Annotated in this window: 36 protein-coding genes; 3 read left to right on the forward strand and 33 right to left on the reverse strand. The window is 60.0% G+C overall.

What is annotated here, in order from left to right; genetic code table 11:
- The first annotated feature begins 61 nt into the window (after window positions 1-61).
- Entirely contained in the window at window positions 62-577 is a 516-nt protein-coding gene (gene fabA / locus NH396_RS15280) for a 3-hydroxyacyl-[acyl-carrier-protein] dehydratase FabA (protein WP_043334808.1), read from the forward strand.
- A gap of 13 nt (window positions 578-590) precedes the next feature.
- Window positions 591-1,808: a beta-ketoacyl-ACP synthase I gene (gene fabB / locus NH396_RS15285; RefSeq protein WP_176678168.1), complete on the forward strand. Its 1,218-nt coding sequence runs from the start codon at window positions 591-593 to the stop codon at window positions 1,806-1,808.
- Window positions 1,809-1,961: 153 nt separating this feature from the next.
- On the opposite strand, the gene NH396_RS15290 is transcribed toward fabB, so the two are convergent.
- From NH396_RS15290 to NH396_RS15310, 5 genes are all read right to left on the reverse strand, one after another.
- Window positions 1,962-2,681, reverse strand: a complete 720-nt coding sequence (locus NH396_RS15290; RefSeq protein ID WP_176678169.1) for a lysophospholipid acyltransferase family protein — start codon at window positions 2,679-2,681, stop codon at window positions 1,962-1,964.
- A 60-nt stretch (window positions 2,682-2,741) separates the two neighbouring features.
- Window positions 2,742-3,626, reverse strand: coding sequence for a sugar nucleotide-binding protein (locus tag NH396_RS15295; protein WP_176678170.1), 885 nt, complete (start codon window positions 3,624-3,626; stop codon window positions 2,742-2,744).
- 62 nt (window positions 3,627-3,688) lie between these two features.
- Complete coding sequence (locus tag NH396_RS15300) at window positions 3,689-6,196, reverse strand: bifunctional diguanylate cyclase/phosphodiesterase (RefSeq protein ID WP_253064743.1); 2,508 nt, start codon at window positions 6,194-6,196, stop codon at window positions 3,689-3,691.
- A gap of 440 nt (window positions 6,197-6,636) precedes the next feature.
- Window positions 6,637-7,296: a single-stranded DNA-binding protein gene (gene ssb / locus NH396_RS15305; RefSeq protein ID WP_176678172.1), complete on the reverse strand. Its 660-nt coding sequence runs from the start codon at window positions 7,294-7,296 to the stop codon at window positions 6,637-6,639.
- 87 nt (window positions 7,297-7,383) lie between these two features.
- Window positions 7,384-8,799 carry an MFS transporter gene (locus NH396_RS15310; protein WP_176678173.1) on the reverse strand — a complete coding sequence of 472 codons (1,416 nt, stop codon included), beginning with the start codon at window positions 8,797-8,799 and terminating at the stop codon, window positions 7,384-7,386.
- A gap of 207 nt (window positions 8,800-9,006) precedes the next feature.
- On the opposite strand from NH396_RS15310, the gene uvrA reads away from it, so the two are divergent.
- Window positions 9,007-11,886 carry an excinuclease ABC subunit UvrA gene (gene uvrA / locus NH396_RS15315; protein ID WP_176678174.1) on the forward strand — a complete coding sequence of 960 codons (2,880 nt, stop codon included), beginning with the start codon at window positions 9,007-9,009 and terminating at the stop codon, window positions 11,884-11,886.
- 191 nt (window positions 11,887-12,077) lie between these two features.
- Here the strand turns inward: uvrA and rplQ are convergent, their stop codons facing one another.
- From rplQ to rpsJ, 28 genes are all read right to left on the reverse strand, one after another.
- Window positions 12,078-12,464, reverse strand: a complete 387-nt coding sequence (rplQ, locus tag NH396_RS15320; RefSeq protein ID WP_176678175.1) for a 50S ribosomal protein L17 — start codon at window positions 12,462-12,464, stop codon at window positions 12,078-12,080.
- Between the two features lie 46 nt (window positions 12,465-12,510).
- Window positions 12,511-13,509, reverse strand: coding sequence for a DNA-directed RNA polymerase subunit alpha (gene rpoA, locus NH396_RS15325; RefSeq protein ID WP_176678176.1), 999 nt, complete (start codon window positions 13,507-13,509; stop codon window positions 12,511-12,513).
- Window positions 13,510-13,583: 74 nt separating this feature from the next.
- Window positions 13,584-14,204, reverse strand: a complete 621-nt coding sequence (rpsD, locus tag NH396_RS15330; RefSeq protein ID WP_043334824.1) for a 30S ribosomal protein S4 — start codon at window positions 14,202-14,204, stop codon at window positions 13,584-13,586.
- A 12-nt stretch (window positions 14,205-14,216) separates the two neighbouring features.
- Window positions 14,217-14,600, reverse strand: coding sequence for a 30S ribosomal protein S11 (rpsK, locus tag NH396_RS15335; RefSeq protein WP_176678177.1), 384 nt, complete (start codon window positions 14,598-14,600; stop codon window positions 14,217-14,219).
- Between the two features lie 30 nt (window positions 14,601-14,630).
- Window positions 14,631-14,987, reverse strand: a complete 357-nt coding sequence (rpsM, locus tag NH396_RS15340; protein WP_024950672.1) for a 30S ribosomal protein S13 — start codon at window positions 14,985-14,987, stop codon at window positions 14,631-14,633.
- Window positions 14,988-15,118: 131 nt separating this feature from the next.
- Window positions 15,119-15,232: a 50S ribosomal protein L36 gene (gene rpmJ / locus NH396_RS15345; protein WP_077373351.1), complete on the reverse strand. Its 114-nt coding sequence runs from the start codon at window positions 15,230-15,232 to the stop codon at window positions 15,119-15,121.
- A gap of 34 nt (window positions 15,233-15,266) precedes the next feature.
- The gene (gene secY / locus NH396_RS15350; protein WP_065392562.1) at window positions 15,267-16,601 is read right to left on the reverse strand and encodes a preprotein translocase subunit SecY; all 1,335 of its coding nucleotides are present in this window, start codon (window positions 16,599-16,601) and stop codon (window positions 15,267-15,269) included.
- Window positions 16,602-17,036, reverse strand: a complete 435-nt coding sequence (gene rplO, locus NH396_RS15355; RefSeq protein WP_176678178.1) for a 50S ribosomal protein L15 — start codon at window positions 17,034-17,036, stop codon at window positions 16,602-16,604. It abuts the gene before it with no gap.
- Between the two features lie 3 nt (window positions 17,037-17,039).
- A complete protein-coding gene (gene rpmD / locus NH396_RS15360) occupies window positions 17,040-17,222 on the reverse strand; it encodes a 50S ribosomal protein L30 (protein ID WP_024950669.1) in 183 nt (60 codons plus the stop codon).
- A gap of 6 nt (window positions 17,223-17,228) precedes the next feature.
- Entirely contained in the window at window positions 17,229-17,729 is a 501-nt protein-coding gene (gene rpsE / locus NH396_RS15365; RefSeq protein ID WP_054556902.1) for a 30S ribosomal protein S5, read from the reverse strand.
- Window positions 17,730-17,740: 11 nt separating this feature from the next.
- Window positions 17,741-18,091, reverse strand: coding sequence for a 50S ribosomal protein L18 (rplR, locus tag NH396_RS15370; RefSeq protein WP_024950667.1), 351 nt, complete (start codon window positions 18,089-18,091; stop codon window positions 17,741-17,743).
- Window positions 18,092-18,100: 9 nt separating this feature from the next.
- On the reverse strand, window positions 18,101-18,631 hold the full coding sequence (rplF, locus tag NH396_RS15375; protein WP_176678179.1) for a 50S ribosomal protein L6: 531 nt from the start codon (window positions 18,629-18,631) through the stop codon (window positions 18,101-18,103).
- Between the two features lie 9 nt (window positions 18,632-18,640).
- Window positions 18,641-19,033 (reverse strand): 30S ribosomal protein S8, encoded by a 393-nt coding sequence (gene rpsH, locus NH396_RS15380; protein WP_176678180.1) that lies wholly within the window; start codon window positions 19,031-19,033, stop codon window positions 18,641-18,643.
- 32 nt (window positions 19,034-19,065) lie between these two features.
- Window positions 19,066-19,371, reverse strand: a complete 306-nt coding sequence (rpsN, locus tag NH396_RS15385; protein WP_176678181.1) for a 30S ribosomal protein S14 — start codon at window positions 19,369-19,371, stop codon at window positions 19,066-19,068.
- A 9-nt stretch (window positions 19,372-19,380) separates the two neighbouring features.
- Window positions 19,381-19,920, reverse strand: coding sequence for a 50S ribosomal protein L5 (gene rplE, locus NH396_RS15390; protein ID WP_176678182.1), 540 nt, complete (start codon window positions 19,918-19,920; stop codon window positions 19,381-19,383).
- A 17-nt stretch (window positions 19,921-19,937) separates the two neighbouring features.
- Window positions 19,938-20,255, reverse strand: coding sequence for a 50S ribosomal protein L24 (gene rplX, locus NH396_RS15395; protein WP_043334846.1), 318 nt, complete (start codon window positions 20,253-20,255; stop codon window positions 19,938-19,940).
- Between the two features lie 15 nt (window positions 20,256-20,270).
- Complete coding sequence (gene rplN, locus NH396_RS15400) at window positions 20,271-20,642, reverse strand: 50S ribosomal protein L14 (RefSeq protein ID WP_043334850.1); 372 nt, start codon at window positions 20,640-20,642, stop codon at window positions 20,271-20,273.
- Window positions 20,643-20,692: 50 nt separating this feature from the next.
- Entirely contained in the window at window positions 20,693-20,953 is a 261-nt protein-coding gene (gene rpsQ / locus NH396_RS15405) for a 30S ribosomal protein S17 (protein WP_043334852.1), read from the reverse strand.
- A 1-nt stretch (window position 20,954) separates the two neighbouring features.
- Complete coding sequence (gene rpmC / locus NH396_RS15410) at window positions 20,955-21,146, reverse strand: 50S ribosomal protein L29 (RefSeq protein ID WP_024950659.1); 192 nt, start codon at window positions 21,144-21,146, stop codon at window positions 20,955-20,957.
- Window positions 21,146-21,559: a 50S ribosomal protein L16 gene (gene rplP / locus NH396_RS15415; protein ID WP_043334854.1), complete on the reverse strand. Its 414-nt coding sequence runs from the start codon at window positions 21,557-21,559 to the stop codon at window positions 21,146-21,148. Before rplP ends, rpmC begins: the two co-directional genes overlap by 1 nt.
- A gap of 11 nt (window positions 21,560-21,570) precedes the next feature.
- Entirely contained in the window at window positions 21,571-22,263 is a 693-nt protein-coding gene (gene rpsC / locus NH396_RS15420; protein ID WP_043334856.1) for a 30S ribosomal protein S3, read from the reverse strand.
- 10 nt (window positions 22,264-22,273) lie between these two features.
- Complete coding sequence (gene rplV / locus NH396_RS15425; protein ID WP_043334859.1) at window positions 22,274-22,606, reverse strand: 50S ribosomal protein L22; 333 nt, start codon at window positions 22,604-22,606, stop codon at window positions 22,274-22,276.
- Window positions 22,607-22,625: 19 nt separating this feature from the next.
- Window positions 22,626-22,901 carry a 30S ribosomal protein S19 gene (gene rpsS / locus NH396_RS15430; protein WP_024950655.1) on the reverse strand — a complete coding sequence of 92 codons (276 nt, stop codon included), beginning with the start codon at window positions 22,899-22,901 and terminating at the stop codon, window positions 22,626-22,628.
- Between the two features lie 22 nt (window positions 22,902-22,923).
- Window positions 22,924-23,751 carry a 50S ribosomal protein L2 gene (gene rplB, locus NH396_RS15435; RefSeq protein WP_176678183.1) on the reverse strand — a complete coding sequence of 276 codons (828 nt, stop codon included), beginning with the start codon at window positions 23,749-23,751 and terminating at the stop codon, window positions 22,924-22,926.
- Between the two features lie 16 nt (window positions 23,752-23,767).
- On the reverse strand, window positions 23,768-24,064 hold the full coding sequence (gene rplW, locus NH396_RS15440; RefSeq protein WP_043334865.1) for a 50S ribosomal protein L23: 297 nt from the start codon (window positions 24,062-24,064) through the stop codon (window positions 23,768-23,770).
- Entirely contained in the window at window positions 24,061-24,666 is a 606-nt protein-coding gene (gene rplD, locus NH396_RS15445) for a 50S ribosomal protein L4 (RefSeq protein ID WP_176678184.1), read from the reverse strand. The genes rplW and rplD overlap by 4 nt, the downstream gene beginning before the upstream one ends.
- 13 nt (window positions 24,667-24,679) lie before the next feature.
- The gene (rplC, locus tag NH396_RS15450) at window positions 24,680-25,318 is read right to left on the reverse strand and encodes a 50S ribosomal protein L3 (protein ID WP_176678185.1); all 639 of its coding nucleotides are present in this window, start codon (window positions 25,316-25,318) and stop codon (window positions 24,680-24,682) included.
- A 146-nt stretch (window positions 25,319-25,464) separates the two neighbouring features.
- Window positions 25,465-25,776 carry a 30S ribosomal protein S10 gene (gene rpsJ, locus NH396_RS15455; RefSeq protein ID WP_024950650.1) on the reverse strand — a complete coding sequence of 104 codons (312 nt, stop codon included), beginning with the start codon at window positions 25,774-25,776 and terminating at the stop codon, window positions 25,465-25,467.
- Between the last annotated feature and the right edge of the window lie 84 nt (window positions 25,777-25,860).

Here is a 25,860-nt window from a genome sequence, read left to right on the forward strand (position 1 = left end):
CTCCATTCAGGCGCTCAGGTGCCTCGTACGGCATTACCATCCCGCTACTCGGAATGACTCAGTGACCAAGCAACACTCCTTTACTCGCGACGAGCTGCTGGCCTGTGGCCAGGGCGAACTCTTCGGCCCGGGCAATGCGCAGCTGCCTGCTCCCAACATGCTGATGCTGGATCGCATCACTCACATCAGTGAGGAAGGCGGTAGCCACGGCAAGGGTCAGCTGATTGCTGAGCTGGATATCTCTCCGGACCTGTGGTTCTTCGACTGCCACTTCCCGGGTGATCCGGTGATGCCGGGCTGCCTGGGCCTCGATGCCATGTGGCAGCTGGTGGGCTTCCACCTCGGCTGGCTCGGCAATCCGGGCCGTGGCCGCGCGCTGGGCTGCGGCGAGGTCAAGTTCTCTGGCCAGGTGCTGCCGACCGCCAAGAAAGTGACCTACACCATCAACATCAAGCGAGTCATCACTCGCAAGCTGATCCTCGGCATCGCCGATGGTACAGTGACAGTTGACGGTCGCGACATCTATCAGGCCAACGACCTGCGCGTCGGTCTGTTCACCTCCACTGCGAACTTCTGAACGGGAGGCTCCCATGCGTAGAGTGGTAGTCACCGGGCTGGGCATTGTTTCCTGCCTGGGCAATGATCGCCAGCAGGTCCTGGAATCGCTCCGCGAAGGACGTTCTGGTATCCGCCGCAAAGAGGAATACGCCGAGCTGGGCTTCCGTAGCCACGTGGCCGGCGTTGTCGACATCAATCTCGAAGACCACATCGATCGCAAGCAACTGCGCTTCATGGGGGATGCTGCGGCCTATGCCTACATCTCCATGGCGCAGGCGATTGCCGATTCCGGTCTCACCGAAGAGCAGGTTTCCCACGAGCGTACCGGCCTGATCGCCGGTTCCGGTGGCGCTTCCTCCGCGAACCAGGTCGAGGCCGCTGACGTGATGCGCGCCAAGGGCCTGCGTCGTGTCGGTCCCTACCGCGTCACTCGTACCATGGGCTCGACCGTCTCTGCCTGCCTGGCCACGCCGTTCAAGATCAAGGGCATCAACTACTCGATCTCCTCGGCCTGTGCCACGTCTGCCCACTGCATCGGCAGCGCCGTGGAACAGATCCAGCTGAACAAGCAGGACGTCGTGTTTGCCGGTGGCGGTGAAGAAGAGCACTGGACCCTGTCCTGCCTGTTCGACGCCATGGGCGCCCTGTCCACCAGCTACAACGACACGCCGGAAACCGCGTCGCGTCCCTACGACAAGACCCGTGATGGCTTCGTCATCGCAGGTGGCGGCGGCATGCTGGTGCTCGAGGAACTGGAACACGCCAAGGCACGCGGCGCGAAGATCTACGCCGAAGTGACCGGCTATGGCGCGACCTCCGATGGCCACGACATGGTGGCACCGTCCGGCGAAGGTGCAGCACGCTGCATGCGCCAGGCAATGGCGACCGTGAAGGGCCATATCGACTACATCAACACCCACGGCACCTCGACGCCGGTTGGGGATGTGGCCGAGCTCAAGGCCATCCAGGAAGTCTTCGGCGCCGACAGCCCGGCCATGAGCTCGACCAAGTCACTGACGGGCCACTCTCTGGGCGCCACAGGCGTGCAGGAAGCCATCTACTCCATGCTGATGATGGAGAACGACTTCATTGCCGCGTCCGCCAATGTCAGCGAGCTGGATGACCGCGCCGAAGGCCTCGACATCGTCACGACCCGTCGTGATGGCGTCAAGATCGACCGTGTGCTGTCCAACAGCTTCGGCTTCGGTGGCACCAACGCCTGCCTGATTCTGGAACGTTTCCAGGACTGACTCAGCACGCGTTCAGCAGACATGCAGTCTGCCGATACGCGCTGGTGTGAGACACGAAAAGGCCGCCCTTCGGGGCGGCCTTTTTGCTGGCTTTCCGGTGCTTGCTGGCAGCACCGGATGCATCAGATGAGCGACAGGGGAAGCGTCAGACAGTCAGGCACCAACACTATCGGCCGCCGCTTCCTCTTCCAGCGGCGGACGCTGGACGCTGGAGATTTCCTGCAGCCTGGCCTCGACCCAGGCCTCGACATCGGCGATCACCGCATCCGGCTTGCGCCCTGTCGTCTCGATGGCCGGGCCATAGGCGACATGGATGGTGCCCGGGCGCTTGATCCAGCTGTCGTTGGGCCAGATCTCACCGGCATTATGCGCCACCGGCACCACCGGCACCCCGGCACGGCAGGCAATCGCGGCGCCGGACTTGTTGAACTTCTTGCGGGCCCCCGGCGCGATGCGCGTGCCTTCCGGGAAGATCAGCACGGTAAAGCCGTCCTTGAGGCGCTGGGTACCGACTGACAGCACCTGCTTGAGCGCCTTGGCCGGCTGGGTGCGATCCAGCGGAATCGGCTCCAGCAGCTTCAGCCCCCAGCCGAAGACCGGAATCTTCAGCAGCTCCTGCTTGAGCACGGTGCATAGCGGGCGCTTGGCCACCTGCAGATAGATGGTTTCCCACTCGCTCTGGTGGTTGGCCAGCAACACGCAGGCCTCCTTCGGCAAGGTGTCACGTCCGCTCACCTGCACCTTCACGCCGCAGGTCAGGCGGAACCACCACAGCACGATATGGTTGTAGATATGCAGGACACGGTAGCGCGCCTGTAGCGGAAGGCAGGCCGCCAGCGGCACCAGCACCACGGCGCTGAGCAGCAACGCCATGAAATAACCTACATAAAACAGCACGCTACGCAGCGCATTCACAGGCACAGTCTCCACAGGTCAGGTCGAGTCAGGGCGAGATGAGCCGGAGGCGCGCTGCGCGATCCAGTCATCCATCAAGCGGGATAGTTCGAGACGCCACGGTTTCTGATGCACACCGAAAGTGTCCAGCACGCGACGGCAGTTGAGCACACGCCGCAGCGGCGTACCGGCATTGAGGGTCAGCACCTTGAGCGGGCCTGCGGCCACCGTCTCGCCCAACCCCTCGAGGCGGGTGATCAGCTGGGTGCGCACGACACTGACGAAGGCGTAGGTACTGGTGGGTTCAGTGCCGGCCAGATGGTAGGCCCCCCAGGCACCCGCACCGCAGCGCTGTTGTTGGAGCATGCCGATCAACGCCATTGCCACGGCATCGACACTGGTCGGACAGAGGATGACATCCTCGGCGGCACGTACCTCTTCTCCCGCCAGCAGGCGCTCGATCAGCGTCGGCAGCCAGGCATCACGTCCTTCGGGACCGAACAGCGGGCCCAGACGTACGATCAGGTGATTGGGCAGCTCGGCACGGATGCGATCACCTGTCGCGATGACGCGCCGCAGCGCCGTATCGACCGGCGAGGGCACCTCATCCTCGTCGAGCAAGCCTTCACCGCCCTGCTCGAACATCTGATCTGCCACGCACCACACCAGTGGTGTGCCGGTCTCGATGCAGGCGGCCAGCACCTGCTCCACTGCCTCGGCATGCGCCATCACCTCGGCAGGCGCGGAATCGGCCGGACGTGCGAATGGCGGCACGATGACGACATCCGCCTGGCTGGCGCGAATGTCATCGGCACCAATACGGTCGGATTCAACGGCGTTGAGCTCAAGATCGGCGCGCGTATTGGCCGCACGGATCAGCCCCAGGCCAAGACAATGACCGGCATCAAGCAGCAAGAGTTTCACAGGCAGGCTCCAGCAGACAGGCGCATCGCCGCAAGAGGCGACGATGCAAAGACGACATTCTATCAACCTTGCAGACTGGCTGCAGGCCCGTCGTTGCTCGAAGGGGTGGGGATCAGCGGTACGCCGATCGGGTGAGGTCTGCCGATGCCGTAGCCTTGCACGAAGTCGACACCGATCTGTTCCAACGCGGGGATCAACTCGAGGCGCTCGACATATTCCGCCACCGTGATGATGCCCATCTGGGCACAGATGCTGCAGATGGCGGAGACGATGGCGGCATCAAGACTATCGCGTGTCAGGTTGCGCACGAAGGCGCCGTCGATCTTGAGTTGATTGACCGGCAGCTCCTTGAGGTAGGCAAAGGACGACATGCCACTGCCGAAATCATCCAGAGCGAAGCTGCAGCCGAGCCGACGCATGCTGTAGATGAACTCGCGCGCCTGGGCCAGATTACTGATGGCCGCCGTCTCGGTGATCTCGAAGCACAGCCGCTGGGGCATGACGGAGCTTTGCGTGACCAGCGCCGCCAGCTGATCGCGCATGCGCAGATCCCCCATGCTCTGGCCGGAGAGGTTGATCGCCAGCACGGCATCCGATTCGATGCGACCGTCATCAGACTCAAGCACCTGCAGCGCCTGGGTGACGACCCAGATATCAATCTCTGGCATCAGACCGAATCGTTCCGCCGTCGCCATGAAGTGCGCCGGGGCCAGGTGCTCGCCCGAGTCGTTGACGTAGCGCAGCAGTACCTCGTAGTAGGGCTTGCTGGTGACATCACTCAGCGAGCGGATCGGCTGGATGTAAAGCGTGAAGCGATCTTTCTCCAGCGCCTCGTGCAGTAGCGGCAGCCATTGCACCTCGCGCTGGGCGCGCTCGAATCCCGCATCTCCGTCATGGTAGGCATGCACCTGGTTGCGCCCGCTCTGCTTGGCCATGTAGCAGGCCCCATCCGCCTGACGCAGAACCTCGGAGGCCTGGACACCGCTCTCGACCGGCGCGACTCCGATACTGACGCCCAACTGGAATGGGCGCCCCTCATCGTAGTAGCGATAGGCACTGACGGCCGCGCACAGCGCTTCGGCACGCTCGATGGCCTGCTCGCGAGAACAGCGATAGAGCAGCACGGCAAACTCATCCCCCCCCAGGCGTGCCAGCACATCCGTTTCCCGCACATGCGCTCGCATCAGCGCGGAGAGCTCACGCAACACGGTGTCCCCGGCCGCGTGCCCGCAGGTGTCGTTGACCACCTTGAAGAAATCGAGATCCAGATACAGCAGCTGGTGAAAGCCGCCATCAGCCAGCGCCGCGGTGAGAGAGTCATCGAAGGCGGTGCGATTGTGCAGACCGGTCAGACTGTCGTGATGCGCCTGGAAGTTGAGGCGCCGAATCATGGCCTGGCGATAGCTGATATCGCGGAAGACCAGTACGGCACCCTCGACATCCCCGCTGCGACGGCGCACGGGCGAAGCCTTGAGCTCCACGGCACATTCACTGCCATCGCGTGCCACCAGCAGCGTCTGGCTGGACATGTGCACCACTTCGCCGCGCTGCAAGACCCCTTCCAGCTGGCTGGAAACCGACTGCAACGTACCTTCATGGCGTAGCTGCAAGATGCGCGCCCAGGGGCGCCCGCGGGCCAACGACGGGGCCCAGCCACACAGCTCAGCAGCGATGGGATTGATATGCTGGATATGCCCCTCGCGATCGAGGCTGATCACTCCCTCATCGATGGAATCCAGCATGACCGCGACCTGATCACGCTCATGACGCAGCTCTCGGGTCCGATACTCCAGCAGGCCATCCAGACGCGAGCGGTAATGGCGACTGCGACGCATGCGCTGCTCGGCACTGATGGCCAGTAGCGCCAGCCCCAGCACGGCCAGGGTCGCGACCGCGATGGCCAGGGCCAGCCACAGATTCTGCCCGGAGCTCATGCCCACACCGGCAGGTGCGATGATGGGCGTGGTCAGCGGTATCATCTCCATCGCCGCCATGCCGATGTAGTGCATGCCGGCAATGGCGAGCCCCATCGCCCCGGCAGCCAAGGCCTGATAGAGACGATTGGGGCGGCGCTGACGCAGGAAGAAGCCTCCCAGCCACAGGGCCGCCGTCGCGGCCACCACCGCTACCACGATGGACACCGCGAACAGCAGCGGGTCATAGCGGTAAGGCATGCTCATCTGCATCGCCGCCATGCCGGTGTAGTGCATCGTGGCGATGCCGCCGCCCATGATGGTCCCGCTCGTCATCAACAGCATCGGCGTCAGGCGTGGCAGCGTATTCACCCAGAGTGCCAACCCCGAGGCCAGCATCGCGATCAGCACCGACAATGCCGTCAGGCCGGGCGCATAGGTGACCGGAACCTGGCATTCATACGCCAGCATGCCGATGAAGTGCATGGCCCAGACACCCAGCCCCATCGCCACGGCTCCGCCCACCAGCCAGCCGAGGCTGGTGGCGCGCGAAGGGGTCAGCGCGACCTGACGAATCAGCTGCAGCGCTGCATGTGAAGACAGCACGGCGACCACGATTGACAGGACGACCAGTGGGTAGGAATAACTGCCATGCATGAATAACCTCGATCATCAGGGGCATACCACAGTCGGCAAGACAGGGGCGGAAGTTCGACAACGGTGTCATATCGCCAGCACTCCTCCGGGAGCACCACGACAGGATTCTCAGACCATGGAGCGCCATCCGACAACATCAGCAGCCCAAGGGGATACCAAGAGAATACGGCCATGGAGCGTTGTTTGCACAACGCTCGTTTGAATCGTATGAATGACGCACGTCGGAGAGAGGCTCAGCCACCCTTACGCGCAGCACAAGCCGCTGGATGTCGCGCTCGAAATCATTTTTCAATATCAGCGATAACTAATAAAAACAGATACTTATATAAACAGAATCAAGAAAATCTCATGGTTAATTCAAAAAAAAGCCCTCGCTGAACGAGGGCCTTTTCATCGTCATCGCTTGCGCGTTCTATCGGCGCACAGCCGAAAAACTTTACTCAAAACGGAATTTCATCATCGAAATCATCGAAGCTGCCCGCGGGCGGCGCACCGAAGTTGTTGTTCTGAGAATTGTTCTGCTGGGCGGGCTGCTGGCCACCGAAGTTGTTGCCCTGCTGAGGGGCCGGCTGCTGACCACCGAACTGACCGCCCTGCTGCTGACCACCGAACTGACCGCCCTGCTGCTGACCACCGAACTGACCGCCCTGCTGCTGACCACCGAACTGGCCACCCTGCTGGGGTGCTGCGGCCGGTTGCTGGCCGCCCTGCTGAGGCGCCTGCTGCGGACGACCACCCGCGAAGTTACCGCCGCCACCTTCGCCACGCGTATCCAGCATCTGCATGTCGTTGGCCACGATTTCGGTGCTGTAACGATCGTTGCCGTTCTGATCCTGCCACTTGCGGGTCTGCAGGCGGCCTTCGATATACAGACGTGAGCCTTTCTTGACGTATTGCTGGGCCACTTCAGCCAGCTTGTTGAACATCACCACACGGTGCCATTCGGTACGCTCCTGACGCTGACCACTCTGACGATCATTCCAGGTATCCGTCGTTGCGAGATTCAGGTTGCACACCGCACTGCCGGAGGGGGTGAAGCGAACTTCCGGGTCTTGACCGAGATTGCCGATCAGAATGACCTTGTTTACGCCACGAGCCATGAAGATTACTCCTGCAAATGGACCGGTGCGCCATGGGCACCGGAAAAGGTATCAAGTGCACCGGCAATGTATTGCCGATGTCAGGGTTCAGCTGGCAGGCACCTCCGCGCCTGCCGGAGTCTCGTCATCACGCTGGCGAGTGAAGCGGGCCAGCGCCTTGTCATCCAGTGTATCGCGTGTGACCTTGAGATAAGCGACCCGTTCCTCACGCACCACGAGCGCCTCTTCCACGCCGGGAATCGCCAGCAGGCGTGTCTGCAGCTCGACGGCTGACAATTGCGAGGCCTCGGGAGACAGGCCGATCACTTCACTGCCCAGATGTCGCGGCGGTTGCATGCCCCACACCACGGTCAGCCACAGAATGGCGACCAGCCCCATGGCGAAAAACACGCCGCTCAGACCGAAATGCCCGGTCAGCCAGCCGCCCCCGACACCGCCCACGAAGGCGCCCAGGAACTGACTGGTGGAATAGACCCCCATCGCCGTGCCCTTGGCACCGGCCGGGGCCAGCTTTGAGATCATCGACGGCAAGGTCGCCTCAAGCAGATTGAAGGCGACGAAGAACAGCCACAGCAGGCCGAGGAACATCGCCAGCCCTGCATGCTCGATGCCATCGATACCCAGCAGCAGCAAGCTTGTCGCGATGGTCGCGACGGCCCCCAGGAAGACGGGCTTCATGCGCCGATACTTCTCGGCCACGATGACCAGCGGCAGCATGGCGACAAAGGCCAGCCCCATCAATGGCAGGTAGATCCAGCCGTGATGCGCCGGGGCGATACCGAAATTGACCAGCTGCTGGGGAATGGCCACGAAGCTGGCGGTCAGGATCATGTGCAGCGCAAAGATCGAAACATCCATGCGCAACAATGCGGAATTCGCGAGGATACCCTTGAGCTGGCGCCTATCAAGCCCCACATCCTGATGTTGACGCCTAGGCGCAGCTGGCACCAGCTTCCAGAGCACGAACAGGCTCGCGACGGCCATCACGGCGGTCAACCAGAAGACCCCTGACAAGCCGAAGGCATCTGCGGCCAAGGGCCCTGCGACCATCGCCAGTGCAAAGGCGACCCCGATCGACATGCCGATGGAGGCCATCGCCATGGTGCGAACCTCCTCCCGGGTCTGATCGGCCAACAGGGCCATGATTGCCCCCGCCACGGCGCCGCTGCCCTGCAGACAGCGTCCGAGGATGATCATCTCGATGCTGTCGGCCGTCGCCGCGACCAGCGAGCCCAGAATGAACAACCCGAGCCCGAAGCCGATCACGGCCTTGCGCCCCAGTCGGTCTGACAGCCAGCCGAACGGAATCTGCAGCAATGCCTGGGTCAGCCCGTAGCCACCCAGCGCCACGCCGACCAGGGTCGGCGTCGCACCGGCGAGGTCACGGGTATAGAGCGCCAGTACCGGCAACACCATGAACAGCCCCAGCATGCGAGATGCATAGAGGCTGGCAAGGCCGACGATGGCGCGGCGTTCCGGCGCGAGCAGTCGAGAGGTTTTCATGGGCGGCGGCGGGCTCCGGAGCGTGACAGTCAAGAAGAGGGAGGCCGACCACGTGGGTCGCCGAGATGTGACGTCCAACGGTGGTCGCCCACCAATGGACTGCATATTCTAAGGCCCGCTTGGCGGCTTTGAAAGCATGCAGCCTTTGCCGGGTGTTTCACCCGCGCCTTATAATCGTTGCTTTTATCGACGCAGCCCGAGGTGGCAATGGACAGGATTCAGGTGAGGGGTGCGCGCACCCACAACCTCAAGAACATCGATGTCGAACTGCCGCGTGACAAGCTGATCGTGGTGACCGGACTTTCCGGTTCCGGCAAGTCATCACTTGCCTTTGACACTCTCTACGCCGAGGGACAGCGGCGCTACGTCGAATCACTGTCCACCTATGCTCGTCAGTTCCTGTCGATGATGGAAAAGCCGGACATCGACCATATCGAAGGTCTGTCACCGGCGATTTCCATCGAACAGAAATCGACCTCGCACAACCCGCGCTCCACCGTCGGCACCATCACCGAGATCTACGATTACCTGCGCCTGCTGTATGCTCGCGCCGGTACGCCGCGCTGCCCGGATCACGACATCGACCTGGAAGCCCAGACCATCTCGCAGATGGTCGATCAGGCGCTCGCCCTGCCGGAAGGCAGCAAGCTGATGCTGCTGGCACCGGTGGTCAGCGGCCGCAAGGGTGAGCATCTCCAGCTGTTGTCAGAACTGCGCGCCCAGGGCTTCGTGCGCGCACGTATCGATGGCGTGATCGTCGAGCTGGATGATCTCAAGCCGCTGGAGAAGAACAAGAAGCACGATATCGACGTCGTCGTCGATCGCTTCAAGGTGCGTGAAGACCTCAAGCAGCGTCTGGCCGAATCCTTCGAGACCGCGCTGAATCTGGCCGACGGCAGCGCACGCCTGCATTTCATGGACGGCGAGCAGGAAGACCTCGTCTTCTCATCACGCTTTGCCTGCCCGGTGTGCGGCTATGCGCTGGCCGAGCTGGAACCGCGCCTGTTCTCCTTCAACAATCCGGCAGGCGCCTGTCCGACCTGCGACGGCCTGGGCGTGAAGCAATACTTCGATCCTGAAAAGCTGATCAGCCACCCGGAGCTATCGCTGGCCGAAGGCGTCATCAAGGGCTGGGACCGCCGCAGCGTCTACTACTTCAGCCAGCTCCAGGCCGTGGCCGAGCATTACGGCTTCGCGCTGGAAGCGCCTTGGGAGTCGCTCAGCGATGAAGCGCGCGATGCCGTGCTCAACGGCAGCGGACGCGAGGACATCGCCTTCAGTTACGTGAACGATCGTGGCCGCAAGGTGACCCGCGAGCATCCCTTCGAGGGCGTGCTGCCCAACATGGAGCGCCGCTATCGCGAGACCGAATCCAACATGGTGCGCGAGGACCTCGCACGCTATCTGGCGGTCCAGCCATGCCCGAGCTGTGATGGCTCGCGCCTGCGCCGGGAAGCACGCCACGTCTATGTCGATGATCGCACGCTCGCCGACGTCGTACGCCAGCCGATCGGTGAGGCGTGGGAAGAGTTCGGCAAGTTGAGCCTGCCGGGACGCAAGGGCGAGATCGCCGCCAAGATCGTGCACGAGATTCAGGCGCGCCTCGAATTTCTCGTCAATGTCGGCCTCGACTACCTGACCCTGGAGCGCAGCGCCGACACCCTGTCCGGCGGTGAAGCGCAGCGCATCCGTCTGGCCAGCCAGATCGGTGCCGGCTTGGTCGGGGTGATGTACATCCTCGACGAGCCGTCCATCGGCCTGCACCAGCGCGACAATGATCGCCTGCTCAAGACGCTGATCCACCTGCGCGACCTGGGCAACACCGTGATCGTGGTCGAGCATGATGAAGATGCGATTCGTGCCGCAGACCATGTGCTGGATATCGGCCCGGGCGCCGGCGTGCATGGTGGCGAGATCGTCGCCCAAGGCACGCCTGAGCAGATCGAGGCGACGCCTGGCTCATTGACCGGACAATACCTGAGCGGCGAGCGCGAGATCGCCGTGCCGCCCTACCGCCTTCCGGCCAACCCTGAAAAGGTACTGCGTTTGACCGGCGCCACCGGCAACAACCTGCAGGATGTGACGCTGACGCTGCCGACAGGCCTGCTGACGTGCATCACCGGGGTCTCGGGCTCAGGCAAGTCGACGCTGATCAATGCCACCCTGATGCCACTGGCGGCGCGTGAGCTCAATCGCGCCACCACCCTGACGCCCGCGCCCTACGGCACCATCGAAGGGCTGAACCTGTTCGACAAGATGGTGGATATCGACCAGAGCCCCATCGGGCGTACGCCACGCTCCAATCCGGCGACCTATACCGGCATCTTCACGCCGATCCGCGAGCTGTTCTCCGGCACTCAGGAAGCGCGTGCCCGCGGCTACAAGCCGGGACGCTTCAGCTTCAACGTCAAGGGCGGTCGCTGCGAGGCCTGCCAGGGCGACGGCCTGATCAAGGTCGAGATGCACTTCCTGCCCGACATGTACGTGCCCTGCGATGTCTGCAAGGGCAAGCGCTACAACCGTGAAACGCTTGAAGTGCAGTACAAGGGCAAGAACATCCATGAAGTGCTGGAGATGACCATCGAGGAGGCCTTGGAGTTCTTCTCGCCGGTACCGGCCATCGCTCGCCGCCTGCAGACGCTGATGGATGTCGGCTTGTCCTATGTCCGTCTCGGCCAGAGCGCGACTACCTTGTCCGGCGGTGAAGCCCAGCGCGTCAAGCTGGCGCGTGAGCTGGCCAAGCGCGACACCGGCAAGACACTCTACATTCTCGATGAGCCGACCACCGGCCTTCACTTCGAGGATATCCGTCAGCTACTGGTCGTGCTGCACCGACTGCGTGATCACGGCAATACCGTGGTGGTGATCGAGCACAATCTGGACGTGATCAAGACAGCCGACTGGCTGATCGACCTCGGCCCGGAAGGCGGCTCAGGCGGCGGCCAGATCATCGCCGAGGGCACCCCGGAGCAGCTGGCCACGCAGGAGATCTCGCACACCGGGCGCTTCCTGGCCCCGCTGCTGGAACGCAAGAAGGCCAGCGACATTACGTCGACCCGCAAGAAGACAGCCGAGACCAGCAGCTGATCAGTTGGCAAGGCACCCGATGTCTCGGCCCCCCTGATTCACCTCGCCCTCAACGCATCGAAAACACTCGGAGGGCGAGGTGAACTCCCTGAGAAACTCGAAATACCAGTATCATCCAGCCGGCCGACAGGCATAAAAAAAGGCCAACCCGTGAGGGTTGGCCTTTTCTTGTGGACGAAGCAAGCCGAAGCTTACTCTTCGCCTGCTGCCTCGGAGGCAGCCGGACGATCGACCAGCTCGACGAATGCCATCGGGGCATTGTCACCGGCACGATAGCCACACTTCAGGATGCGCAGGTAACCACCCGGACGGGAGGTGTAGCGCGGGCCGAGCTCGTTGAAGAGCTTGCCGACCGCTTCCTTGGAACCGGTGCGAGAGAACGCCAGGCGGCGGTTCGCAACGGAATCCTGCTTGGCCAGGGTGATCAGCGGCTCGATATGACGACGCAGTTCCTTGGCTTTCGGCAGGGTAGTCTTGATGACCTCGTGCTCTACCAGAGAGATGCACATGTTCTTGAACATGGCTTCACGGTGAGAGCTGGTACGGTTCAGGTGACGACCACTCTTACGATGACGCATGGTTGTGATTCCTTACCAGTCTGGGGCTTGAGCCGACCGGGCTTCCTTACGCGGAAGCCTTGTCGTCCTTCAGGCTTGCGGGCGGCCAGTTTTCCAACCGCATGCCGAGGGACAGACCACGCGCGGACAGCACGTCCTTGATTTCATTCAAGGACTTCTTGCCGAGATTCGGGGTCTTCAGCAGCTCAACTTCGGTGCGCTGAATGAGATCACCGATGTAATAGATATTCTCGGCCTTGAGACAGTTCGCACTGCGAACAGTCAGCTCAAGATCGTCTACGGGACGGAGAAGGATCGGATCGATTTGATCTTCCTCTTCTTCGACTTCCTGTTCCTTGTCTGCTTCCAGATCAACGAAGGCGGCCAGCTGCTCCTGCAGGATAGTTGCGGAGCGGCGGATCGCTTCTTCCGGATCCAGTGTGCCGTCGGTTTCCAGGTCGATCACCAGCTTGTCGAGGTTGGTGCGCTGTTCGACACGCGCAGCCTCGACGGCATAGGAGACCCGACGAACCGGGGTGAAGGTCGCATCCAGCTGGAGGCGGCCAATGGCACGAGATTCGTCATCTGCGGAAGTGCGGGCATCTGCCGCTTCGTAGCCGCGGCCACGAGCGATCTTGAGCTGCATCTTCAGCTCGCCACCATCGTTGAGGTGAGCGATGACGTGATCCGGATTCACGATTTCGAGATCGTGGTCACCAGCGATGTCGCCGGCAGTCACGATACCCGGGCCCTTCTTGTTCAGCGCCAGCACAGCTTCGTCGCGACCATGCATCTTGATGGCCACGTCCTTGAGGTTCAGCAGGATTTCAATTACATCCTCCTGCACCCCTTCAATGGCGCTGTACTCGTGCAGAACGCCTTCGATCTCAGCTTCCACGACGGCACAGCCGGGCATGGAAGAAAGCAGGATGCGACGCAGAGCATTCCCCAGGGTGTGGCCGAAACCACGCTCGAAGGGTTCGAGGACGATTCGCGCGTGATGGGCGCTGACTTCCTCGACCTTGATATCGCGAGGACGGAGAAACTCTGTCACTGAGCGCTGCATAAGAACACCTTTAAGGCTGCCAAACGGATAATCTGGGTACTCCAGCCGGGCCGACGAATCGGCCCGGCGTTACATTACTTGGAGTACAGCTCGACGATCAGGTTTTCGTTGATATCGGCAGACAGGTCGCCACGCTCGGGGACAGCCTTGAAAGTGCCTTCCATCTTCTTGGAGTCGACGTCGACCCAGGAGACATCACCGCGGTTGGCAGCGAGTGCCAGAGACTGCTGGATGCGAGCCTGGTTCTTGGCCTTCTCACGAACGGTGACCACATCGCCAGCCTTCACCTTGAAGGAAGCAACGTTGACGGTACGGCCGTTCACGGCGATCGCCTTGTGGCTGACCAGCTGACGTGCCTCGGAACGCGTGGAGCCGAAGCCCATGCGGTAGACGACGTTGTCGAGACGAGTCTCGAGGAGCTGGAGCAGAACCTCACCGGTCGCACCCTTAAGGCGAGCGGCTTCTTTGTAGTAGTTGCGGAATTGCTTTTCCAGCACGCCGTACATGCGACGTACCTTCTGCTTTTCACGCAGCTGCAGGCCGTAGTCTGAAAGACGCTGACGGCGCTGGCCATGAACACCCGGGGGTTGTTCGGATTTGCACTTCTTCTCGAACGGAGTCACACCACTCTTCAGGAAGAGGTCGGTGCCTTCACGACGAGACAGTTTGCACTTCGGTCCAATATAACGAGCCATGAGTCTGTCTCCTTAAACGCGGCGTTTCTTCGGCGGACGGCACCCATTATGCGGGATGGGGGTCACGTCGGTGATGCTTTGCACGCGGAAGCCTGCGGCATTGAGAGCACGCACGGCGGACTCACGACCCGGACCCGGGCCCTTGACCAGCACGTCGACGTTCTTCACACCATATTCGGCTGCAGCGGTCGCTGCACGTTCACTTGCGACTTGCGCAGCGAACGGGGTGCTCTTGCGAGAACCACGAAAACCCGAACCACCGGCAGTTGCCCAGGAAAGAGCATTGCCCTGGCGGTCTGTGATCGTCACGATAGTGTTGTTAAAAGAGGCGTGGATATGCGCGACGGCATCCACTACCTGCTTTTTAACCTTCTTGCGCTTACTCGGGTTAGCCATTAGATGTTTCCTGTCTAAACGCCAGTTCGTTTACTTGCGAATCGGTTTACGCGGACCTTTGCGTGTACGTGCGTTGGTCTTGGTGCGCTGACCGCGCAACGGCAGACCACGACGATGGCGCAGGCCACGATAGCAACCGAGGTCCATGAGACGCTTGATGTTCAGCGTGATCTCACGACGCAGGTCGCCTTCGACGGTGTACTTGCCCACCTCGGCACGAACCAGGTCCAGTTGTTCAACAGACAGATCAGCGATCTTGACGCTCGGTTCTAGACCGAGAGCGGCGCAGATCTGCTGTGCACGCGTACGGCCAATCCCGAAGATATAAGTCAGCGAGATCGCCGCGTGCTTGTTGTCCGGGATATTGACGCCAGCAATACGGGCCATCAGTTTTCTCCGAAAGGTTAGCGGCGGATTTTACATCCACAAAGGGCGCAATAGCATACCCCTTGATCCCGTCGGGAACAAGGGGGTATGCCAGCACCCGAGCTTGTATTCAGCTAAGCGGGCCTAGGGAATTAACCCTGGCGCTGCTTGTGGCGGGGCTCAGTGCAGATGACCCGCACTGCGCCACGACGCCGAATGATCTTGCAGTTACGGCAAATTTTCTTGACGGAAGCTCGAACTTTCATCGTTCTCTCCAGTTTGCTAACAGGGGCTGCGCAATCAGCGCATCATGCCACCGCTGCCATAGCCTTTGAGGTTGGCCTTCTTCATCACCGACGCATACTGATTTGACATCAGATGCGACTGCACCTGGGCCATGAAGTCCATGACCACCACGACCACGATGAGCAGAGAGGTGCCGCCGAAATAGAACGGAACCTGCCATGCAACAACGAGGAATTGAGGCATCAGGGAGACTAGGGTGATGTAGAGGGCGCCGAACAGCGTCAGGCGAGTCATCACCTTATCGATGTAACGGGCGGTCTGTTCGCCTGGGCGAATACCCGGCAGAAACGCTCCTGACTTCTTGAGGTTGTCAGCAACATCCTTCGGATTGAAGACCAGCGCCGTGTAGAAGAAGCAGAAGAATACTACAGCGGCAGCGAAAAGCAAGATATACAGTGGCTGACCCGGCCCGAGAGCCTGAGATGCCGTCTGCAACCATTGCATGCTTTCACTCTGGCCAAACCATTGACCCATCGACGCAGGGAACAGCAGGATGCTTGACGCGAAGATCGGCGGGATGACCCCGGCCATGTTGACCTTCATCGGCAAGTAGCTGCTCTGACCTGCATACATCTTGTTGCCAACCTGACGGCGCGGATAGTTCACCGTGATGCGGCGTTGGCCGCGTTCGATGAACACCACGAAGGCAACGGTAACGACTGCGAGCAGCGTCAGCGCCAGCAGCGGAAGCACATTCCAGGCACCATCATTGCGCGCCAGTTCGAAAGACTGGCCGATGGCACTCGGCAGCCCGGCGACAATACCAGCAAAGATGATCAGCGAGATCCCGTTGCCGATACCCTTCTCGGTGATCTGCTCTCCCAGCCACATCAGGAACACTGCACCAGCCACGAACGTGCTCACGGCGGTGAAGTAGAAGCTGAAGTCAGCGGAATAGGCGACACCGTTTCCGACCAGTCCGACTGCCATGCCGATCGATTGGACCAGGGCCAGTACTACCGTGCCGTAGCGCGTGTACTGGCTGATCTTGCGACGGCCGGCCTCGCCTTCCTTTTTCAACTGCTCAAGCTGAGGCGAGACCACCGTCAGGAGCTGCATGATGATCGACGCGGATATGTAGGGCATGATGCCCAGCGCGAAGATACTCATTCGCTCCAGTGCACCACCGGAGAACATGTTGAACATGCTCAGGATGGTGCCCTGGTTTTCCCTGAACAAGGCAGCAAGCTGGTCAGGATTGATACCGGGAACGGGGATGTGTGCACCGATTCGGTACACCACGATGGCGATGAACACGAAGCGCAAACGCGCCCAGAGTTCGCTCAACCCACTTCCCTGCATCGCCGGTACGTTTCCTGACTTAGCCATTTAGTCCTCTACCTTGCCACCGGCAGCTTCGATCGCAGCACGGGCACCCTTGGTGACCTTAATGCCGCGAACCGTGACTGCCTTGTCCAGTTCGCCGGAGAGCATGACCTTCGCGAACTTCGTGGAATCACGAAGCACGTTGGCCTTCTTCAGCGTTTCGAGGTCGACGATCTCGCCGTCTACCAGTGCCAGTTCGCTCAGGCGCACTTCTTCGGAAATCAGAGACTTCGCGGAAGTGAAACCAAACTTCGGCAGGCGACGCTGCATAGGCATCTGACCGCCTTCGAAGCCCGGCTTGACGCTGCCACCGGAACGGGACTTCTGGCCCTTGTGGCCACGACCGCCGGTCTTACCAAGACCGGAGCCGATACCACGACCGACACGCTTTTCAGCGTGCTTGGAGCCCGGGGCCGGACTCAGGGTATTCAATTTCATGGATTACTCTCCCTCAACACGGACAAGGTAGTGAACCTTGTTGATCATGCCGCGTACCGCGGGGGTGTCTTCCAGCTCGACAGTGTGACCGATGCGGCGCAGGCCAAGACCTTTCATGGTGGCCTTGTGCTTTTCGAGGACGCCGATGGTGCTGCGGATCTGGGTTACCGTGATCTTAGCTGCCATGGTGCCTTACCCCGCAATCTTGTCGACAGACAGGCCACGCTTGGCGGCGATGTCTTCCGGAGATTTCATGGCAGCGAGACCGTTGATGGTCGCGCGCACCACGTTGACCGGATTGGTGGAACCGTAGCACTTGGCCAGGACGTCATGGACGCCTGCCAGTTCGAGCACGGAACGCATCGCACCGCCGGCAATGATGCCGGTACCTTCGGACGCTGGCTGCATGTAGATCTTGGATGCGCCGTGACGAGCCTTCACCGGGTACTGCAGGGTGTGGCCCTTGAGGTCAACCTTGATCATGTTGCGACGAGCCTGGTCCATTGCCTTCTGGATCGCGACCGGCACTTCACGCGCCTTGCCACGGCCGAAGCCAACACGACCATTGCCGTCACCAACGACAGTCAGAGCGGTGAAACCGAAGATACGGCCGCCCTTGACTACCTTGGCGACGCGGTTGATCTGCACGAGCTTCTCTTGCAGGTCACCGCCCTTCTGTTCGATATTCGCCATCGTAAAACCCTTTAGAATTCCAGGCCGCCTTCACGTGCGGCATCGGCCAGGGCCTTCACGCGACCGTGGTACTTGTACCCGGAGCGATCGAAAGCCACTTGCTTGATACCCGCTTCCTTCGCGCGCTCGGCAATCAGAGCACCCACCTTGGCGGCGGAGTCCGAGTTACCGGTAGAACCTTCGCGCAGGCTCTTGTCGAGCGTGGATGCGGTGGCCAGGACCTGGCCGCCATCCGGCGAGATGATCTGCGCGTAGATGTGACGCGGGGTGCGGTTCACGCACAGGCGAAACACGCCCAGCTCGCGGATTTTCGCACGAGCGCGGCGGGCACGACGGAGACGAGATTCTTTCTTCGCGTTCATAACCCTGCCTTACTTCTTCTTGGCTTCTTTACGACGGACGACTTCGTCGCTGTACCGAATACCTTTGCCCTTGTAGGGCTCCGGCGGACGGAATGCGCGAATCTCTGCGGCGACCTGACCCAAAGCCTGCTTGTCAGCAGACTTGAGGACGATCTGAGTGTTCTTCGGCGTTTCAGCCGTAACACTTGCCGGCAGTTCATAGTCGACCGGGTGTGAGAAGCCCAGTGTCAGGTTGATTGTCTGGCCTTTGGCCTGGGCACGATAACCCACACCATTGATTTCCAGAGACTTGGTGAAGCCTTCGGAAACACCAGACACCATGTTGTTGACCAGAGCACGAGTGGTACCAACCATTGCCCAGTTCTTGGCGGTCTCGGACGGAGCGAAGGTCATCTGACCTTCTTCCATAGAGATGACCACGTCCTGGTGGACGGTCAATTCCAGCTGGCCTTTGCTGCCCTTCACGGTCAGCTTGTCGCCGTCGAGCTTCGCCTCGACGCCGTTCGGCAATTTAACCGGATACTTGGCTACGCGGGACATTCCAAACTCCTAGAATACGGTGCAGAGGACTTCGCCGCCGACACCAGCTTGACGGGCCGCACGATCGGTCATCACGCCCCGGGAGGTGGAAACGATCGCAATACCCAGGCCATCTGCGACTTTCGGAAGCTCGCCCTTGCCTTTGTACTGGCGCAGGGACGGCTTGGAAATACGCTTGATGCTCTCGATAACCGACTTGCCTTCGAAGTACTTGAGGGTCAGGGTCAGTTCCGGCTTGGCGCCTTCGGCGACGGCAAACTCGGTGATATAACCCTCTTCCTTCAATACGCGGGCCACTTCAACCTTGAGCTTGGAAGACGGCATGGAAACCGTCTCCTTGGTGGCCATCTGCGCATTGCGGATACGAGTGAACATATCCGCCAGAGTGTCTTGCATGCTCATTTACGTTGCGCTCCTGAATTCTTGCAGTGGTGTTACCAGCTGGACTTGGTCAGACCAGGCACGTCACCACGCATAGCGGCTTCACGCAGCTTGTTGCGGCTCAGGCCGAACTTGTTGTAGTAGCCGTGCGGACGGCCAGTGATACGGCAGCGGTTACGCTGACGGACCGGGCTGGCATCACGCGGCAGCTGCTGCAGCTTCAGCTGTGCGTCGAAGCGCTCTTCTTCAGAAGCGTTGACGTCATTGATGATGGCCTTCAGTGCGTCGCGCTTGGCGGCGTACTTAGCGACCAGCTTGGTGCGCTTGAGCTCGCGCTCAACCATGCTTTTCTTTGCCATGATCCACCCTTATTTCTTGAACGGGAAGTTCAGCGCGCCCAGCAACGCACGACCTTCATCATCGGTGTTGGCGCTAGTGGTGATGGTGATGTCCAGGCCACGAATCCGGTCGATCTTATCATACTCGATCTCCGGGAAGATGATCTGCTCACGCACACCCATGGAGTAGTTTCCACGGCCATCGAAGGACTTCGGGTTCAGACCGCGGAAGTCACGGACGCGCGGGATAGCCACGTTCACGAGACGGTCCAGGAAGTCCCACATGCGATCACTGCGCAGGGTCACCTTGACACCGATCGGCCATCCTTCACGGACCTTGAAGCCAGCGATGGACTTGCGTGCCTTGGTGACGACGGGCTTCTGACCAGAAAGCATCTGGAGATCGGCAAACGCGTTGTCGATCAGCTTCTTGTCAGCGGTGGCTTCACCGATACCCATGTTCAGGGTCACCTTGGTGATGCGGGGAATCTGCATCACATTGGCGTAGCCGAACTGCTCTTTGAGCTGGGCGGCCACTTCGTTCTGATAACGTTCTTTCAAGTTCGCCATGTTGTACCCGACTCGCGTTAGGCGTCGATCAGCTTCTGAGTCGACTTAAAGATGCGTACCTTAGTACCGTCTTCCTGTACCTGGATTCCGACACGATCCGCCTTGCCGGTCTCCTGGTTGAAGATGGCCACGTTGGACGCGTGAATCGGAGCCTCGCGCTCGACGATACCCCCCTGGGTGCCCAGCATCGGGTTGGGCTTGGTGTGACGCTTGATCATGTTCACACCGGACACGAGCAGACGCTCACCTTTCAGCACCTTGCTGATGGTACCGCGCTTGCCCTTGTCCTTCCCGGCGATGACGATGACTTCATCGTCACGTTTGATCTTTTGCATATCCGCTTCCGCTCCTTACAGCACTTCGGGCGCCAGGGAAATGATCTTCATGAACTTCTCACTGCGAAGTTCACGGGTAACCGGGCCGAAGATACGGGTACCGATCGGCTGTTCGTTGGTGTTGTTCAACAGAACGGCCGCATTACCGTCGAAGCGGATCACGGAGCCGTCGTTACGACGGACACCGGCTTTGGTACGAACGACCACTGCCTTCATGACCTGGCCTTTCTTGACCTTGCCACGCGGGATAGCTTCTTTGACGGTGACCTTGATGATGTCTCCAACACGAGCGTAACGGCGGTGTGAACCACCCAGCACCTTGATGCATTGCACCCGGCGCGCGCCACTGTTGTCGGCGACATCCAGCATTGTCTGAGTCTGAATCATCGGTTTTCTCCAAACCTAATCTGACTGCCTGGTGGGAACTGGCCTAGGGATCAACCCTTGGCCTGTTCAACCACCTCGACCAGGGTCCAGGCTTTCTTCTTGGACAGCGGACGAGTCTCGGCGATAGAGACGGTGTCACCGATCCGAGCCTGATTCGCCTCATCATGGGCGTGCAGCTTGGTGGAGCGTCTCAGGTACTTGCCATAGATCGGGTGACGCTCACGGCGCTCGACCATGACAACGATGGATTTTTCCATCTTGTCACTCACCACCTTGCCGGTGAGTGTGCGTGCTTTAGTTTCTTCGGCCATTTTACTCACCTGACTTCTGGTTGAGCACAGTCTTAACCTGAGCAATTTGGCGACGAGTCTGCTTGAGCAGGTGAACCTGGCTCAGCTGGCCTGTTGCCTTCTGCATGCGCAGATTGAATTGCTCACGCAGCAGTTCGAACAACTGCTCCTGGAGCGCCTCGACTGACTTTTCACGGAGTTCTTGGGCTTTCATCACATCACCGTCCGCTTAACAAAGGTGGTGGAGATCGGCATCTTCATAGCGGCCAGGCTAAATGCTTCACGGGCCAACTCTTCGGATACACCTTCGATCTCGTAGAGGACCTTGCCGGGCTGAATCTGAGCGACCCAGTACTCGACAGAACCCTTACCTTTACCCATACGAACTTCCAACGGCTTGTTGGAGATCGGCTTGTCTGGGAAGACACGGATCCAGATCTTGCCGCCACGCTTGACGTGGCGAGTGATGGCACGACGGCCAGCTTCGATCTGACGAGCGGTGATACGACCACGGCCGGTGGCTTTCAGGCCAAACTCACCAAAGCTTACCTTGCTTCCGCGATGCGCCAGGCCACGGTTGCGACCTTTCTGCATCTTGCGGAATTTCATACGCTTGGGCTGTAACATCGATTACCCCCTTACTTGCCTTTCTTCTTGGGTGCGGACGCGGGCTGCTTCGCCTTGGCTCGCACCTCTTCGATGCCACCGAGGATCTCGCCTTTGAAGATCCAGACCTTGACACCAATGATGCCGTAGGTGGTGTGAGCTTCGAAGGTGGAGTAATCAATGTCAGCACGCAGGGTGTGAAGCGGAACACGGCCTTCGCGGTACCATTCGGTACGGGCGATTTCGGCACCGCCAAGACGACCAGAGAGCTGAATCTTGATGCCCTTGGCGCCCAGACGCATTGCGTTCTGCACAGCACGCTTCATCGCACGACGGAACATGACACGACGCTCGAGCTGACCTGCCACATTGGCAGCAACCAGCTTGGCATCGAGTTCCGGCTTGCGAATCTCCTCGATGTTGATGTGGACGGGAACGCCCATCATCTCGGAAACTTCACGACGAAGACGATCGACATCTTCACCTTTCTTACCGATCACGATACCCGGACGGGCGGTGTGAATGGTAATACGGGCGTTGTTTGCCGGACGCTCGATGCTGATGCGGCTCACGGAAGCGCTTTTCAGACGCTCTTCCAGGAATCCACGCACCTGCAGATCGTTGTTCAGTTTGTCGGCATAGGTAGCGCCTTCGGCGTACCAGACAGAGGTATGATCCTTGACAATACCCAGTCGGAAACCTGTCGGATTAACTTTCTGACCCATTGGTCGTCTCCTACTTCTCGGCTACCTTGACGGTGATATGACAAGTGCGCTTCAAGATACGATCCGCACGGCCCTTGGCACGTGGCTGGATGCGCTTGAGCGTCATGCCCTCGTCGACACAGATAGTCGAGACGCGAAGCTCGTCAATGTCCATGCCGTTGTTTTCTTCCGCATTCGCGATCGCGGACTGCAGAACCTTGCGAACAATCTTCGCGGCCTTCTTCGGTGAGAAAGCGAGCAGATTCAGCGCCTCGGCGACCGGCTTACCGCGCACCTGGTCAGCCACCAAACGGGCCTTCTGGGCGGATAAACGAGCGCCGCGCAGCTTAGCAGCTACTTCCATCTCTTAAATCCTCTCTGGCTTACCGTTTGGCTTTTTTATCTGCAGCGTGCCCGCGGTATGTGCGGGTGGCAGCAAACTCGCCGAGCTTGTGACCGACCATTTCCTCAGAAACGAGAACCGGGACATGCTGGCGACCGTTATGGACGGCAATGGTGAGCCCGACCATGTTCGGCAGGATCATGGAACGACGCGACCAGGTCTTGATCGGTTTGCGGTCGTTCTTTTCCACTGCTGTCTCAACCTTCTTCAGCAGATGAAGGTCAATAAAAGGACCTTTCTTCAGTGAACGTGGCACAGCCGTTACCCCTCAATATCTGTTACTTGGCCTTGCGGCGACGGACGATAAGCTTATCGGTGCGCTTGTTCTTGCGAGTCTTGTGACCCTTGGTCGGGATGCCCCACGGGCTGACCGGGTGACGGCCACCAGAGGTACGACCTTCACCACCACCATGCGGGTGATCGACCGGGTTCATCGCGACACCGCGAACAGTCGGGCGCACGCCTCTCCAACGCTTAGCACCGGCCTTGCCCAGTTGACGGAGGCTGTGCTCGGAGTTGCCCACTTCGCCGAGAGTTGCACGGCATTCGGACAGCACCTTACGCATCTCGCCAGAGCGCAGACGCAGCGTGGTGTAGTTACCGTCACGTGCCACGACCTGGGCACTGGTACCTGCACTACGAGCGATCTGGGCGCCCTTGCCCGGCTTCAGCTCTACACAGTGAACGGTGGAGCCCACCGGGACATTGCGCAGCGGCAGAGCATTGCCTTTCTTGATCGGTGCGTTAACACCAGACTCGAGACGGTCGCCAGCAGAGACGCCTTTCGGCGCAATGATGTAGCGACGTTCGCCGTCAAGGTACTTCACCAGCGCGATGTTCGCGCTGCGGTTCGGATCGTATTCCAGACGCTCGACGATGGCCGGAATGCCATCCTTGTTGCGCTTGAAATCGACCAGACGGTAATGGTGACGATGACCACCGCCGATGTGGCGAGTAGTGATGCGACCATTATTGTTACGACCACCGGACTTTGACTGCTTTTCAAGCAGCGGAGCGTACGCGCGACCTTTGAAAAGCTCGTCATTGACGACCTTTACCAGGTGGCGGCGACCGGCGGAGGTAGGTTTTGTCTTAACAATTGCCATGTTCCGTACTCCTGCCTTACTCGGCGCCAGAGAAGTCTTCGATGGTCTCGCCGGCGGCCAGCGTTACATAGGCCTTGCGATAACCAGCGCGACGACCAACACCGCGAGCGGTGCGCTTGGTCTTGCCTTTCATGTTCAGAACCTGAACACGATCGACTTTCTTACCAAACAGCGCTTCGACGGCTTTCTTGATTTCGGGCTTTGTCGCGTCGCTGGCAACCTTGAACACGTACTGGTTGTTCTCGGCAGCGACCGCGGCCTTCTCGGTCATGTGAGGACCAAGCAGGACCTTGAATACGCGTTCCTGATTCATCCCAGGTTCTCCTCGAACTTGCGCAGGGCAGCGACAGTCATCAGCACCTTGTCGTAACCGACGAGGCTGACCGGGTCAGCGCCAGCGACATTGACGACGTCAACATGCGGGATGTTGCGCGCGGCCAGGTACAGGTTGACGTCCTGCTCTTCAGTGACGATCAGCGCTTTCTCAAGGCCCAGCTCCTGGAGCTTGGCGATCAGCAGCTTGGTCTTCGGAGCTTCGACGCTGATAGCGTCGACCGCGACCAGGCGATCCTGACGGACCAGCTCGGACAGGATGGAACGCATGGCAGCGCGATACATCTTGCGGTTGACCTTGTGCGAGTGGTCCTGAGGACGCGCTGCAAAGGTCACACCGCCAGAACGCCACAGCGGGGAACGGATGGTACCGGCACGTGCACGACCAGTACCTTTCTGACGCCACGGCTTCTTGCCACCGCCGGACACGTCAGAACGGGTCTTCTGAGCCACGGTACCTTGACGTGCACCAGCCAGATAGGCGGTGACGACCTGGTGAACCAGAGCCTCGTTGAAGTCTTTGCCAAAGGTGGCATCGGAGACGTCTACTGCGCCACCTGCACCTGCAAGATTAAGATTCATCGGTTAATTCCCCTCAGCGAGCTTTCACAGCGGAACGCACGATCACTTCGCCGCCCGGAGCACCTGGAACGGCACCCTTGACCAGCAGAAGATTGCGTTCAGCGTCGACGCGGACCACTTCCAGGCTCTGGACGGTGGAACGGACGTTGCCCATCTGGCCAGCCATCTTCTTACCTTTGAAGACGCGGCCCGGGGTCTGACAGTTACCGATGGAACCCGGCGCGCGGTGCGACAGTGAGTTACCGTGGGTAGCGTCTTGGGTGCGGAAGTTCCAGCGCTTAACTGCGCCCTGGAAGCCTTTACCCTTGGAGGTGCCGGTCACGTCAATCTTTTGACCAGCTTCAAAGAGGGATACGGTGAGTTCGCCGCCCACTGCAGGAGCTTCGTCGCCTTCGTTCAGGCGGAATTCCATCAGGGTACGGCCAGCCTCAACACCCGCCTTGGCATACTGACCAGCAGTTGCCTTGGTGAGGTGCTTGGCTTTACGAGAGCCAGTTGTCACCTGAACAGCATTGTAGCCATCAGTCTCGAGAGACTTGATAGTCACGATGCGGTTCGGCTCAACTTCAATCACGGTAACCGGCACAGAAGCGCCAGCTTCGGTGAAGACACGGGTCATCCCGGCCTTCTTACCGACTAAACCGATAGACATGTTCAGTCTCCTTTAGTGTACGGGGCTGTCACCCGCTATGGCTGCCCTTTCCAGAGCATTCCACTAGCACATTGTATGACGCCATCCCGGCGTGGCGGCTGCTGCTCTATCAGTGAGAGCGCTGGGCCGCAGTGACTAGTGAGGTATCAGTCAACCTTGATCTGGACGTCCACACCGGCAGCCAGGTCAAGCTTCATCAGCGCGTCGACAGTCTTCTCTGTCGGCTCGACGATATCGAGAACGCGCTTGTGGGTACGAATCTCATACTGGTCACGCGCGTCCTTGTTGACGTGCGGAGAGACCAGGATGGTGTAACGCTCGCGACGGGTCGGCAGCGGGATCGGGCCACGAACCTGAGCACCGGTGCGCTTTGCAGTTTCAACGATCTCTGCAGAGGACTGGTCGATCAGACGGTGGTCGAATGCTTTCAACCGGATGCGAATCTTCTGGTTTTGCATTGCCCAAAACTCCAATGGATGTCGACGGCGTAGGCCGTCACCCACGCATTCAAAGGATGCGCATTATAGGCAGACTGACATCAG

It is taken from the genome of Cobetia sp. Dlab-2-AX, assembly GCF_024124625.1.
In the GTDB taxonomy this organism is placed as follows: Bacteria; Pseudomonadota; Gammaproteobacteria; order Pseudomonadales; family Halomonadaceae; genus Cobetia.